At 54.5% G+C, this 13,627-nt stretch carries 14 protein-coding genes; 2 read left to right on the top strand and 12 right to left on the bottom strand.

Going from position 1 to position 13,627, the window contains the following annotated elements; all coding sequences use genetic code 11:
- The 7 genes from ureA to ACWHYZ_RS16345 all read right to left on the bottom strand — a co-directional run bounded on the left by ureA (window position 1) and on the right by ACWHYZ_RS16345 (window position 8,619).
- Window positions 1–303 carry an urease subunit gamma gene (gene ureA / locus ACWHYZ_RS16315; protein ID WP_447983736.1) on the bottom strand — a complete coding sequence of 101 codons (303 nt, stop codon included), beginning with the start codon at window positions 301–303 and terminating at the stop codon, window positions 1–3.
- A gap of 585 nt (window positions 304–888) precedes the next feature.
- Window positions 889–1,635, bottom strand: a complete 747-nt coding sequence (urtE, locus tag ACWHYZ_RS16320) for an urea ABC transporter ATP-binding subunit UrtE (protein WP_447983737.1) — start codon at window positions 1,633–1,635, stop codon at window positions 889–891.
- A 204-nt stretch (window positions 1,636–1,839) separates the two neighbouring features.
- Window positions 1,840–2,607, bottom strand: a complete 768-nt coding sequence (gene urtD, locus ACWHYZ_RS16325) for an urea ABC transporter ATP-binding protein UrtD (RefSeq protein ID WP_447983738.1) — start codon at window positions 2,605–2,607, stop codon at window positions 1,840–1,842.
- Between the two features lie 66 nt (window positions 2,608–2,673).
- A complete protein-coding gene (gene urtC / locus ACWHYZ_RS16330) occupies window positions 2,674–3,816 on the bottom strand; it encodes an urea ABC transporter permease subunit UrtC (RefSeq protein WP_447983739.1) in 1,143 nt (380 codons plus the stop codon).
- A gap of 181 nt (window positions 3,817–3,997) precedes the next feature.
- Window positions 3,998–5,515, bottom strand: a complete 1,518-nt coding sequence (gene urtB, locus ACWHYZ_RS16335) for an urea ABC transporter permease subunit UrtB (RefSeq protein WP_447983740.1) — start codon at window positions 5,513–5,515, stop codon at window positions 3,998–4,000.
- A 99-nt stretch (window positions 5,516–5,614) separates the two neighbouring features.
- Window positions 5,615–6,970, bottom strand: a complete 1,356-nt coding sequence (gene urtA / locus ACWHYZ_RS16340) for an urea ABC transporter substrate-binding protein (RefSeq protein WP_447983741.1) — start codon at window positions 6,968–6,970, stop codon at window positions 5,615–5,617.
- Between the two features lie 242 nt (window positions 6,971–7,212).
- On the bottom strand, window positions 7,213–8,619 hold the full coding sequence (locus ACWHYZ_RS16345; RefSeq protein ID WP_447983742.1) for a hypothetical protein: 1,407 nt from the start codon (window positions 8,617–8,619) through the stop codon (window positions 7,213–7,215).
- A gap of 323 nt (window positions 8,620–8,942) precedes the next feature.
- On the opposite strand from ACWHYZ_RS16345, the gene ACWHYZ_RS16350 reads away from it, so the two are divergent.
- Window positions 8,943–9,311, top strand: a complete 369-nt coding sequence (locus tag ACWHYZ_RS16350) for a hypothetical protein (RefSeq protein WP_447983743.1) — start codon at window positions 8,943–8,945, stop codon at window positions 9,309–9,311.
- Window positions 9,312–9,335: 24 nt separating this feature from the next.
- Here ACWHYZ_RS16350 and ACWHYZ_RS16355 read toward each other — a convergent pair whose 3' ends face one another.
- Window positions 9,336–9,731, bottom strand: a complete 396-nt coding sequence (locus tag ACWHYZ_RS16355; protein WP_447983744.1) for a hypothetical protein — start codon at window positions 9,729–9,731, stop codon at window positions 9,336–9,338.
- Between the two features lie 202 nt (window positions 9,732–9,933).
- Here ACWHYZ_RS16355 and ACWHYZ_RS16360 point away from each other — a divergent pair, with 202 nt between their 5' ends.
- Entirely contained in the window at window positions 9,934–10,953 is a 1,020-nt protein-coding gene (locus ACWHYZ_RS16360; protein ID WP_447983745.1) for a hypothetical protein, read from the top strand.
- A gap of 182 nt (window positions 10,954–11,135) precedes the next feature.
- Here the strand turns inward: ACWHYZ_RS16360 and ACWHYZ_RS16365 are convergent, their stop codons facing one another.
- From ACWHYZ_RS16365 to ACWHYZ_RS16380, 4 genes are read right to left on the bottom strand one after another with little or no spacing between them, the layout of a single operon-like run.
- Window positions 11,136–11,849 carry a 3'-5' exonuclease gene (locus tag ACWHYZ_RS16365; RefSeq protein WP_447983746.1) on the bottom strand — a complete coding sequence of 238 codons (714 nt, stop codon included), beginning with the start codon at window positions 11,847–11,849 and terminating at the stop codon, window positions 11,136–11,138.
- A 30-nt stretch (window positions 11,850–11,879) separates the two neighbouring features.
- Entirely contained in the window at window positions 11,880–12,464 is a 585-nt protein-coding gene (locus tag ACWHYZ_RS16370) for an N-acetyltransferase family protein (RefSeq protein WP_447983747.1), read from the bottom strand.
- A 6-nt stretch (window positions 12,465–12,470) separates the two neighbouring features.
- Window positions 12,471–12,878, bottom strand: coding sequence for an 8-oxo-dGTP diphosphatase MutT (gene mutT / locus ACWHYZ_RS16375; RefSeq protein ID WP_447983748.1), 408 nt, complete (start codon window positions 12,876–12,878; stop codon window positions 12,471–12,473).
- A 10-nt stretch (window positions 12,879–12,888) separates the two neighbouring features.
- Window positions 12,889–13,512 carry an A/G-specific adenine glycosylase gene (locus ACWHYZ_RS16380; protein WP_447983749.1) on the bottom strand — a complete coding sequence of 208 codons (624 nt, stop codon included), beginning with the start codon at window positions 13,510–13,512 and terminating at the stop codon, window positions 12,889–12,891.
- Window positions 13,513–13,627: the final 115 nt, after the last annotated feature.

Genomic DNA, 13,627 nt, shown 5'->3' on the forward strand with positions numbered 1-13,627 from the left:
CTATCGTATCGGCTGATGGACCGTGACCAGCTTTGTGCCATCCGGAAACGTGCCCTCGACCTGCAAATCAGGCAACATCTCCGGCACACCCGACATCACATCATCACGCTTCAGCAACGTTGCGCCGTAGCTCATGAGTTCTGAGACCGACCGGCCATCGCGAATCGCTTCAAGAAGCGCGGCAGTTAAAAACGCCACGGCCTCCGGATGATTCAACTTTAACCCACGCGCCTTCCGTTCCTTTGCCAACTGCCCGGCGACGTAGATGAGCAGTTTTTCCTGCTCACGAGGCGTCAAATGCATGGGTCTACAAAAATGACATGGTTAGACTTAGTGAAATTTATTGAAAGTGGCAATGGTTCGTTCTCCACAGCATCTTTGAAACTAGGATAAAATTTTCCGCTGAGTGGAATAACAATGAACGACCAGACGCAATCTTCTCCGATCACTCTAGGACCTGCAGTAAGATCGAGGTCCACGGGCTTCGTCGTAATGAGAGTAGCCTCCCCTCGCTTTATGCAACCGGCAGAAAGGACTGGTATTAATGCTAAGAAAACCATAATGAAACAGCGATTGGCATTTCCAGTCCTGGCTGCATTGAGAGTCGGAGGGGGGAAATGAATTGATTTTGTGGCATGGCCTTCATCTCCACTCCCCCACGACGGGCCAGAATCGTCTTCCAATTGCTTCAGCTCTCCGCTTTCAATTCTGATGTCTTACTTGTCGTCACCGCGCTCTTAGCTCTTTTCTTCTTCCTCTCCTTTTCCCTACGACGGCGAGACATCTTCACACGGCCTGGCGGGTTGACTCCACTGCGCGCATCGGCCGACCACCGTCTTCGCGTGGGCGGGCTGCGAGCACAGAGACACCCCGCCAGGCCGCGTGTCCTTACACCACCAAATGCTGCTTCACCTGCTCCGCGCTCAATTCACTCGTCTTGCCCGTCGCTACCACCGCACCTTTTGCCATAATGACATACGAATCGGCAAGCCTGGCGGCAAAGTGGAGTCCTTGTTCGACCAATAGGATAGCAAACCGTCGTGCATTTTTAAATCCGATGATCACATCCTCTATGTGATCGATAATGGATGGTTGAATGCCTTCCGTCGGCTCGTCCAGTAAGAGAACTTCCGGCTTGGATAGTAAGGCGCGGCCGATCGCTAATTGCTGCTGCTCTCCCCCGCTCAAGACGCCGCCTGGTCGATCGAGAATTTGGGTTAGCTTCGGAAACAGGGTAAAGACTTCATCAAAGGCCGCCTTCTCAGACACATCGCCTGTCGATGCCGGTCTCGTCCAATAGCCAAGCTGTAAATTTTCCCGTACGGTGAGGTGGGGGAGAATCTCCCGTCCTTGCGGCACATAGGCGAGGCCTCGCTTGGCACGTCGGTCCGTGGTTTCTTTGGCAATCTCGTGTCCCTGAAACTTTACCAGGCCACTTCGAGCCGGTAATAATCCCATGATCGCTTTGAGGGTCGTCGTTTTGCCCACACCGTTTCGCCCCATGAGACAGACGACCTGACCCGGCTCCACGGTGAACGATACATTGCGCAGAATATGGCTCTCACCGTAGTAGACATTGACGTTTTCAAGTTGTAGTACCGTGCCGTTCACATCGCCTCTCACTGGGATGCTCACAATGGCCTTCCAGCAAGGACGCAGGCGAAGGCAAGAACGGAGGCGTACCCCCATTTCACCTGCCCGACCCCGAGCCGCCCAAGAGCTGCTCTTTCCCTAGGGTACGTTGAGGACGTTGACGAGCAGAGAACGCTAGTCGGGAAGGGGCGCGTCTTGGCGCGCGTGGGGTAAGGTAGGTGCAATAAGGACATTTTCAGCATCCCATTATCCATGGGCGACCTTTGATCGACCCAAGTAGATTTCCACCACACGCGGATCAGCCTGTACTTTTTCGACGGGGCCCTCACAAATCACAGTGCCTTCATGTAGAACCGTCACTGTCCGCGCAATCTGCCGTACAAATTCCATGTCATGTTCGATCACAACGATGGCATGCTTTTCGGCCAAGGATTGCAGGAGCACACCGGTCTGCTCCGTCTCTCGATCCGTCATGCCCGCCACCGGCTCATCCACGAGGAGCAAAGATGGATCTTGAAGAATGACCATGCCGATTTCCAACCATTGTTTTTCGCCGTGCGAAAGCGACCCGGCACGTGTCTGCGCTTTATCTTTCAACCCGATTGTCTCGAGGGTACGTGCAATCCGCTCCCGTTCTTCAGGCGTCGAGATGCCGAGTAAGGTGGCCAGCACGCCTTTGCTCGGTCGCCGCAGGGACAAGTCAAGGTTTTCCCACACGCTCAAATTGCCATAGATCGACGGAGCTTGAAATTTTCTGCCGATACCGAGGGTCGCAATTTCGTGCTCCCTGAGCCCAATCAAATCAGTGTCTTTGCCAAAAATCACGCGGCCGGCAGCGGGCTTCGTTTTTCCTGAAATCACATCGAGGAGAGTCGTTTTTCCGGCCCCGTTCGGGCCGATGACGACGCGCAATTCGTTGTAGTTGACGATGAAGTTCAAATTATTGAGTGCCTTGAAGCCGTCATAATCGACGGTCACGCCTTCTAAGTAAATAATTGAGCCACGCTCCGTCATGATAGTCCTGGAGCCTGAAGGCCGAACGCAAAATCACAGACAAGAAGCATAGCCAAAATGTTCATGCTAACTTTTCACAACTGCTTCGGATGTCACGATCGGCTTTCTGAATCCCCGCCAACTTCGACGCAGCCGCTGCCCTATCCCGACTAAACCATCCGGGAATAACAGCACAACGGCGATGAACAGCCCTCCAAGGAAGAACGGCCAGAGACTTGGGAAATGATTCGTGAGAATACTACGAGCAAAATTGACACCCACCGCTCCAAGAATGGCCCCGACAAGCGTCGCTCGTCCGCCCACCGCGACCCAAATGACCATTTCCAGCGAAGGCAAGACGCCGATTTGCGCCGGGGTGATGATGCCAACCTGTGGCACATAGAGCATGCCGGCAAGCCCCGCCAGCGCAGCGGAGACGACAAAGACAAACAATTTGTAGTTGGACGGCGAATAGCCCGAAAACAGCACTCGTTGTTCGCTATCGCGAATGGCGACCAAGACCCTCCCAGCTCTCGATTTGATAATCCAGCGACACAACAGATATGCGCCGCCAAGACACAAGACCGTCAGGATGTAGAGTGCGCGTTGCGTGCCTGCGTCGCTGAGCCGGAATCCGAGAATGGTTTTGAAATCCGTCAGTCCGTTTGTCCCGCCGAGATTCGTTTCATTGCGGTTGAATACCAGCCACGCGGACAGGGCAAGCGCCTGCGTAATAATGGCAAAGTAAACGCCCCGAATCCGGCTGCGAAACGCCAGAAACCCGAACACCAGAGCAAAGGCCGTCGGCACAAGAATGGCCCCCAGCACGGCAACCGGAAAACTGTTGAACGGCTTCCAAAAGAAGGGAAGCTCCTTGACCTGATTCCACACCATGAAATCCGGCAGCGCACTGCCGTACACGCTTTCCGATCCGATCGACAGCATGAGATGCATACCGATGCAATAAGCCCCTAAGCCGAAAAAGACCCCGTGGCCTAGACTCAGAATGCCGGTGTATCCCCAAATAAGATCGAGTCCCAGCGCCAAAATTGCGAACGCCAGAAATTTACCAAACCGGTTCAAACTGAAATCAGACACGTAAAGCCAGGAGTCTTCCGGCGGCAGAACGTTCAGTACAGGAAGGACGACCAGTAGCAAGATGCCGATGATCCAGAAGGACAGACTATCGCTCCGATCCTTGCCGAGTTCTCTTTCTTCTATCTGCTTCATGGGATGTCAATAAATCCAAGGCTGCTCAAAAGAGCCTTATTTCACCCGTCCGCCCCAGGCCCGTCAAGACGCGCCCCTTCCCGAGCAAGGCCGCAGGAGCTTTGATGTCAAGGCGTACTGGGAAGTAGGTTGAGGCGTCGAATCGACCGAGCACACCCTTGGAGTTCTTTTCAGCAGCCGTTTACGCATCTGCGTTGCGACCCTTCATCGCAAACAACCCCGACGGCCGCCACTGCAAGAACAGAATAACCAACACGAGGATAAGGACTTTACCATAGACGGCGCCGAAACTCGGTTCCAGTAACTTATTCAGGCCGCCGATGCCCATAGCCGCTACAATGGTACCGGCTAGTTTCCCGACTCCGCCGGTGACGACTACCATGAAGGAATCCACGATATAGTTCTGGCCCAAACCCGGCTCGACATTTCCGACCAATGTCAGCGCACATCCTGCAATTCCAGCCAACCCTGATCCGAAAGCAAATGTGTAGGCATCGACTTTTCGGGTCGGAATGCCCAGGCAAGCACTCATATTACGATTCTGTGTGACGGCTCGCACGCGAAGTCCCAGACCTGAGCGGAAGAGCAACAAATAAATCCCTACGACGCAAAGCACTGACAGAAAAATGATGAAGAGCCGGTTATAGGGCAGATATACCCCAACCATCGCCTGCATGCCTCCACTCAACCAGCTTGGGGCCACCACGGAAGTCAGGTCACCGAAATAGACGCGCGCGCCTTGGATCATGACCAGACTGACACCCCAGGTCGCCAACATGGTTTCAAGTGGCCGGCCGTAGAGAAAGCGGATTACCGTCGCTTCTAAAGCCAGCCCGCAGAGGCCGGCAGCGAAGAAGGACAGTGGAAGCGCAAAGAAAAAATAATAATCGAAGAGCGTCGGCGACAAATACGCTTTGAATAATTCCTGGGCGACGTAGGTTGCATAGGCTCCCACCATCATCAGTTCCCCATGCGCCATATTGATGACGCCCATCAGTCCGAAGACGATGGCAAGTCCGAGGGACATCATCAAGAGAATCGAGCTCAGGCTGATGCCGCGAAAGATCGTTTCAAAGCCGCTGGCCCAACTGCCCCACGTCTCAATCCGCTCAATCGCCGCACGCGCCGCGGTGGCGACGGGTTCGGATGGACCGACAGCCAACTCCTTCAACATCGGCACGGCGTTCTGACTGTGTAATTCTCCCAGCTTTGTTGCCGCTGCGGCTTGAACGGCCGGATCGGCCGCGGACAGTCTGATCATATTGATCGATTCTTCGAGCGTATAGCGAACCCACCGATCAGATTCATGCTGCAGCGCGCTTTCCATCCACGGAAGAGCAACCGGTTTACCGAGTGACCCAAGATCCGTCGCGGCTGCTCGGCGATCGTCGGCGGCTTCGCTGGCCAATTTGGCCTTATTCTTCAACAGATCAACGATAGGTTTGATGACCATCCGAAGGCTGCGGTCCGCATTCGCGCGCAATTCTTCCAACCTCGGCAGCAAGTTTACATCCCCGCTCGCCATCAAGGCAGTCGCTGCTGCTTCTTGGAGGGCTGAATCCTCATTCGACAAATTTGACAAGCTCTGCTCGATACCAGACGGCGCAGGCGGCGCGACGGTGGCGTCTGCCGCCCAGGCGGCTCCAATACTGCACGGTACAACGAGCCCGACGAGTACGATCCAATAAAATAGCTTCATGTGTTGGCCGGGGTATCTTTCGGATTCTGACGATGGCAAGCTGCCGGTTGGCCGGCATAGCGAGTTCCGCCATGCCAGCCAGTTCTAACTCAAACCCGGCTATGCTTTTTTCTGATAGGTTCCCTGGTGACTGATCCAGTCACATCCCTTGTCAGGATTCGTGTACTCGCTCCATGGTTCGGGCTTTACCAACCCCTTGGTCCGCCATACTGTCTTGAATTGGCCGTCCTTTAAAATTTCGCCGATCAAGACCGGCTTATGGGTGTGGTGATTACCTTCATCCATCTTGATCTCGCCGCCAGGCGCCAAGAACTTCTGCCCATAGACCGCCTTACGAACCGCGTCCACGTCTGTCTTTCCGGCTTTCTCGACCGCCTGCTTCCATACATGCACGCCGAAATAGGCGGCTTCAATCGGATCGTCCGTAACCCGCTTCTCGCCGTCCGGCAAATTGTTCTTTTTGCAGTATCCTTTGAAGTCCCCCACGAACTTTTTGTTCTGCGGAGAATCGACGCTCTCGTAATAATTCCATGCCGCAAGATGCCCGACGAGAGGAGCCGTATCCATGCCGCGCAATTCATCTTCTGCAACGCTGAATGCCATGATCGGCGCATCTTCGGCGCGAAGTCCCTGATTCGCGAATTCTTTGTAGAACGGGACATTGCTATCGCCATTGATGGTGCTGATGACGCAGGCGCCTCCGCCGGCTGAGAATTTCTTAATCTTGCCGACGATGGTTTGATAATCCTGATGGTGGAAGGGCGTGTACTCTTCCATGATATTGGCTTCGGGCACCTTCTTCGCTATCAACATCGCGCGAAGAATCTTATTGGTCGTCCGCGGATACACATAGTCCGTTCCCAAAAGATAAAACTTCCTAAACCCACCGCCTTCCTTGCTCATGAGGTACTCGACAGCCGGCACCGCCTGCTGATTGGGCGCCGCCCCCGTATAGAATACGTTATGCGAGCATTCCTCGCCCTCATACTGGACCGGATAGAACAGGAGGCCATTGTTCTTCTCAAACACCGGGAGCACCGATTTACGGCTGACCGAGGTCCAGCAACCGAATACTACGGCGACCTTGTCCTGCAGCAGCAACTGCTTTGCCTTTTCAGCGAAGAGGTCCCAATTGGAGGCGGGATCTACGACAACAGGCTGAATCTTTCGCCCCAATACGCCACCCTTCGCATTAATTTCTTCAACCGCCATCAAGACCACATCGCGCAATGAGACTTCGCTAATCGCCATCGTGCCGCTGAGCGAATGCAGGACGCCAATTTTAATCGGCTCCTTGTCGGCCGCATAGGACAGGGCCCAATTGCCAAGATTCCCCAAGAGCGCGGCGGCGCCAACTCCATAGGCCAGCTTTGAACTGCTGGCGAGAAATTCCCGTCGCGATGGATTGCTGCTGTTGTCTTCTGTATTTTCATCGTTCATTGATTTCGCTTTCATCGTATTGGCTCCTTCAATCATTCGTTGAGGATGCTCAAAATGGTCATCCATTCCACCCGCCCACCCCAGGCGCGCCAAGACACGCCCCTTCCCAAGCAAGGCCGCGGCCGAAGAGAAGTCCGAGGCGTACCCTCCGGGGTACGTTAAGGATTGTTTCGAACCGCGAACGCAGGTCGGGCAAAAGGCGCGTCTCGGCGCGCTTGGGGTGGGTGGGTGAGAATGACGCCATTTTCAGCATCCAATCAGAAGTTGTACCAGAAGGACAACATATAGTTATCGCCTTGGTTATGCTGACCCGATGCCCATTCCGTCATCAGGTGATTCCATTCAAAGCCAGTGTAGAAATCGGCCCAGATGGGATGGATCACCGTCGCATAGGTGCGATGGTTCAGGAGGTACTGGATGTTCGACCCAGGAGTGTTGATGATTTGGCTCCCCTTCAAATCGGAGTTGAGTGGGTTGTCCCATCCATAGCCCCCCAAGAACGTGAAGTCCTTCGAGGCGGCCCAGCTCAACTGAGCCCAGCCCACGAAGGTCCGAATCGGATTGCCGTTGACCAGATTCAATTCCTGATTGAAGCGGAACCATTCGACGCCGAGCGCCTGGCCGTACGCAATTTCGCCCGAGAACTTGATGTTTCTCGTGATCGGCACCACCAACTCGCCGCCGACGACATAGGAGTTGATGTCGCGGCCGGAAACGAAGTTGGGATTGCTTCCAGCTCCTGTTGCCAATGCGCCAGGTACCGGAGCGGATCGATAATACCGATAGGCCGCACTGACTGCCGCGAGCATCCCCTGCGTGGAACCGGATCCCGACCACGCTAAGCGAGTTCCATAGTACGGGTGTTGATCGGGATCATTGAACGCATTAATGGTAGCTTGATTGCCACCAATTGCAGATGTCGCAGGTGGCGTAAGCGGCCGAACTTGTGTTTGACCGCAGCACTGCGTGAGGCCACGCTCAAATCGCATCACGGTCAGTAAGCCCTGCAGATGTTCGGTGAAGTCGTGACGAAGAGTTATCTGCGGGAGACGTTGCCACAGATTACCGTTGTAGCCCATGATGGAAAAATCGATGAGGTCGGGATGCAGCTGCATGACGGGCGTCCAGTCCTGACCGACGGTAAGGCTCGTCCGGCCGCTCGTATAGCGAACGTTGGCTAAACGGAGACGCGGTGGCAAGTTGCCCGCATTGTCCGTCTGTCCGTAAAAATCGATTTCAACCACGCCGGTCAACGTATGGACTCCGTCTGTGCGTTCCGCCCGCAGTCCGAATACGCTGTACCGCGGATTCAAGGTGGTGGAGCTATTGCTCGAGGTTCCGGCTGCCGTGGCATACCCATTGAACTGCCCCGGGTCCAACGGGTTGTTCATGCGATTGCTATAGATCGCATCCAACTCGATGCGTCCATACGGGGTGATGCTTCCCCTACTGCCATCGGTAAAAATCGGTGCTAGACAGCCGGCGCACAGATGTGCGACGGGCTTCTCCTGTTCTCGTGTGATACGACCCGCACCAGCGGCTTCTCCTGCGGGCTCGGTCTCTGCAGCGAACACAAGCGGCACAGTCAGTACCCATGCCGCCATGACGATCCATCCAATAAAGAACAACGGCACGCGTCGCTCTCTTCTCCCGTATCTGTTCATCGTCTTATGTCCTCCGTGTCCGTATGTCATGGGAGCTGCCACGGACCGGAAGGTTCAGGCCAAAAAAAAACGCCCTTCCGGTCCACTCATGGACCAAAAGGACGTCATTGTCCTCACAAACTTTCTTTTGCTCGTGCCGCACGAATTGGACCCCATTGTCCAACCCATCGCATTTTACACGGGCGGCTACTTATAATCCCATCACGCTATCTCTGTCAAGATGCCATGTTGATGACGGCATGATGATCAATAGCCGTCTACGGCGAGTACCTCGTTCGGAACTCCTGAATGGTATGATAAAAGGGTGAAAGGAGGTACGCAAGATGAGAATCCCATCACGAATGCTTGCCACAGCGGCAACTGTGCTGTGGTTGTCCGCCATGCTGCCGGGCTGTGCGGCAACGTCACCGGATCGCCCATCAATGACCGATGCCGCCGGCATGGCAACCGCTCCGGGCCCAGGTCTGCGGAAGACCAGTGATTTGGTATTCGAATACCGGCAGCAAGCGGCGGAGTTGCGGCAAATGGCGAGGCGGTTGGAGTTGGAGGCCAACCTCTATGCGCAACGCCAGGACGAACTCCAGGCAACGCGAACACGAGAACTCGCGAAGGATGCTTTAGCGTCCGCAGATGCCGCCGACCAGCGCGCCCGTGATTATCAGAGGCAGCTGCCGCACGGCCAGGTCTACTAAGTTAGACCATGTTGAAAGCATCGATCACTCCCGGTCCCACAGTTCGGCGTATGCCGGCGGCCTCCGCCGGCATACCGTGGACCGTCCCTCACCTGCACACTGCACCAGCAGTTCTCCGGAGGTCATCTCGGGCAGATCGAGACGATGTCCTGATTCCACCGCGGCGATGAAGGCCATCTCCACCTCCTTGCCGATGACGCATCGCTCTCTCGATTCTACTGTGTGGGTTTGTAGTGAACAGTACCGTCCGATGGCTTTGACGACCTCCGCGGCGGCCGCATCCCGTTCTTCTATCGCATCGTGTAATTGGAGATTGGAAGAAGCAATTGGCTCAAGCCTTTGGCTTGCACAGCCCATGCTTACCGCCAAGGTCACGACAACAGTAGGCATGATCGATCGAAACGCCGCTGTAGGAGACATAAAAAAACGCCCTCCTGGTTACGTGTAAACCAAAAGGACGTCATTGTCCCCGCACCGCGAAGGGAGAGACTACATCGTCTTCCCTTGCGCATTGATGTTATTACTATTAGCAAACTACCGACCCCGCGGTCAACCCGCGGTTTTCCCTGCCGACTTATTCACTATTGTGCTACACTGACGGCCCATCGAAGGACATTCATTCATGCCTCTCTTCCATGTTGCTGCGATAATTTATGGGTTCATGGCGCTGGTGAGCTGCGCGTCCGGCCCGCGTGCCGATGTCATTGTCCATGATGGTCCCGAAGGCGGCGTCTATTTGGAACACATGGCCGATCGGAATGTTCAAGCCACGCATCCGATTAAACTGAACCGAGACATGATCACGCACGTGCTCAACGGCATTCAAGTTGGCGAGCCCAAAACCGCAGCTAAAACGTTGTTCACTTTCAATGCCAAACCGGATCGGGTCTTCTCGGACGAAGATACGGCCTTTCTCGCGCCGCTGATCTCTTCAGCGCTTGCGCAAGCCACCGCAGAGCAGCAGGTCCGATTTCGCGTTGTGCATCTCGTCAGCCCGATCGAGCTGCCAGCTGGTGGAGGCGCCGGTATCGGCTCATTCCCCACACCCACTGGTGGGCTACAAAAAGAAACGACCGAGGGGACACTCTATGCGCATGGGCGTTCTTTACATGTAACGCTCGATGAGTACCGCCATCGACAGGGCAAGCCGGATGTCATCAGCGGGCCGAACCGGTACTACCCCGATCCGACCGGTCTCAAGGAGCGCGAGGTCCGGTTCGTTCCGCAATCAGCTCTACGGCCCGATAACTATAAGCAATCGGATGGCAATACCATCGTCATCGATTATGAAGCATTGGCAAAAGCGCCGAGGCCAGATCCTGCCGCATCTCTGGCAGCGGCGGCGGCCACGGCTGCGTTTGCATCTGTCTCGGATCCTAAAAAATCTCTTGTTCAGACGGAAGAGGGGCCACGCATCCCGTCTTCTGTTTCTGAGTCAACTGAATCGAGCAAGGCCACTACAGGTGAGTCCGATGAAGTGAGGGCACTGAAAGACCTCGTGATCAAGAAGGACATGGAACTTGAAAACCTAAAGAAAGAACTGAAATCACTCCGCCGCCAACTCAGCGAACGCGACTCCCCGTTGGATTCGACGAGAAAAAAACCAAAACCCACACCAAAGTCACCGGATATCGTGCCCTAATCGATCCGGCGCCCATCCAGACTTGTTCTTCTATCTCCATCGACGTATTTACATCAACTCGTTCATTCTTCTCCTGTTGGTGTCACGGAGAACACGATGTTCGGTGATCCACAAACAGACGAGCAGAGATAATTCAAACAGTTGAATATGAGCATAGTGTAGGAAGTAGCATCTTAGCGCCGTCAAGGCGTCTCGACTAATTCACGATTCAACAAGATCACGCTGCTTGACAGCGGCTCCCGGAAATTCATGCGACAGTAGCAGGCATAGGTCACGTAGGTATCTTGTAAGCAGTATTCCGCGATGTCCTTGCCGAGTCCCTTCGCCCACATCTCCGCGACCTGCTTTCCGCTGCCGGTCTTTGTCTCAACCTTCAGGGCTCGCGCCAGCACATCAAGTTTCACCCATCCACGCATCTCCCAATTACTCCAGATCGCCATCGTGTCGTACACCGGTTCCGATCTGAACTTGGCCAACGGCATATCCCACGTGGGTTTCACCTGCTGAATAATGGAGCGTTTTTTGATGAACGGCAAATCGAAGCCGAGTCCATTATGTGTAATGACCAGCGCGGGCCGAAGCTGGGCCATTTTGGCCCAGAATTGCCGAAGCAATTCTTTTTCATCGGCGCCATACCATGAAACAGCCCCGTGGGGGTCTAGGCTATCGGATAAGACGATCATTCCGATACAGACGATGCGGCTGTACGTGCCGTCGAAGGATGATTTTTCATACAGCTCATCCTCACTTTTCTTCCGCTCTTCGGCTTCGGATGCAGCAAACAGGTCTTCGGCATTTTCAAGGCATAACGGATCGACAAGAGGCAGGCAGCCGGCAATTCGCGCCCATTCTTCGCGTGGAGATTGGGTGGTTTCGATGTCGAGCACAATTTTCATCGTACAGTTCTCATCAATCAGTGTCAGCAATCAACTGTTCTTCGCTGAGAATTGCTCGCTAACCGCTGATCCCTCTTCAATCAGCGACCGCCACATGATGATCGCATCTTGAAACGTGCCGTCATTTTTCAGAACCGCGTCTGGGATAACGCCCAACTCTTGAAAGCCCAATTTCTGCCATAGTCGGCGAGCCGTCACGTTTTCCGAAAATACCAAGTTGAAAAGCACGCTTCGGTAGCCAAGCTCCCTGGCATATCGCAACATCGTTACGCCTAGTAGCCGGCCCAACCCTTTGTCACGCCACTCCGGGTCGACGATAAAGCCGGCATTCGCGACGTGACGGGCACGGCCCGGCCAATTTGGCTTCAGATAGAATGCGCCCAGCATCCGTTCATCATGAAGGCGATCCGCCAAGTAAACGACGACGGTGCTTTTTCCTCTGATCCAATAGTCCTGAAATTCCTCATCGCCGGGGAACTCGTCGTGTGGGTAGGATGTCCCCTCGTGAACGATCACACGATAGAGGCGACGCAACGGTTCAATATCGCGAGTGTCGGCCGACACAAATTGAATGGCAGTGCCATCATCGAGTTGTGCGTCCAGAGGAAAGTGCATGCATCCTCATGTGGTATCCGGCATCCGCTGCAGCATATCGATAATCGGTCGATCAGCCGGGGGAAATTCGTAGTTGGCCAGGACCTCAGGTTCGACCCATCTCCATTCTTCACACCCCAGCGCTTGCGGCTCGCCACGTTGGATGGTGCAGCGGAAAAAATGCAACTCGACGAGCTTCTCCGGATACTCATGCCTGATGATGTGAAAGGGAGGCCCGGGCGTGATATCGATTCCTAGTTCTTCCTTCAGCTCACGCAAAAGACACTGTTCCAGCGATTCTCCCGTTTCTCGTTTGCCGCCGGGAAATTCCCAAAACCCTGCCAAATGGACCCCTGCCGGCCTCTTCGTGATTAAGTAACGACGATCTTTTTCGATCAATCCCGCCGCCACTTGAATGATGGTTTTCTCCACCATGGAATGGCACTTAGCGCTTGGCCTCGAACGGATAGGTCTTACAAAAGCTTTTCATAGGACAGAGAAGACAATATGGATCGCGAGCATTGCAGACCATTGAGCCAAAATCCATCAACGCTTGATTGAAATCGTATCCTTTTCCTTTAGGGATCAAGGCCTCAGAAAGTTGCCATAGGGCAGTCTTTTGCGCTTTGGGATCGCCGGTTCCGATAAATACTCGATGCAGCACTCGCATCACGTTGGTATCGAGTATTGGCGCATCCTCGTTGAACGCGAATGAACGAATGGCTCCTGCCGTATAGCGACCAATGCCCTTGAAGGACAGGAGTTCCTCCGATTCCTTCGGCAACGTTCCACCATACCTGGCCACAGTTTCGCAGGCAATGCTGTGCAACCGCAACGGGCGAATATTGTACCCCAGCGGATACCAAGTCTTTTTGACATCGTCGGATGGGGCCTCCGCGAGATGATGAAAGCTGGGATAGCGCTCGAGAAACTCATGATACTTCGGGATGACCCGATCCACCTGCGTCTGCTGCAGCATGACCTCGGACACCAAAATTCTGTATGGATCGGAAGTCTTGCGCCAGGGAAGGTCACGGCCGTATTGGCGGTACCACTTCAGCAGGCGCATTTGAAAACGACGCTTCGCTCCTGCTTCGATGATTACAAGAGGCTTCGGGGAACGAGTAGGACGGCTCTTGGAACGAGGCGGTGACGGAGCGGTCGTAACAGTGCGGCGTGGCATG

The sequence above is a fragment of the Nitrospira sp. Nam74 genome, assembly GCF_965152615.1.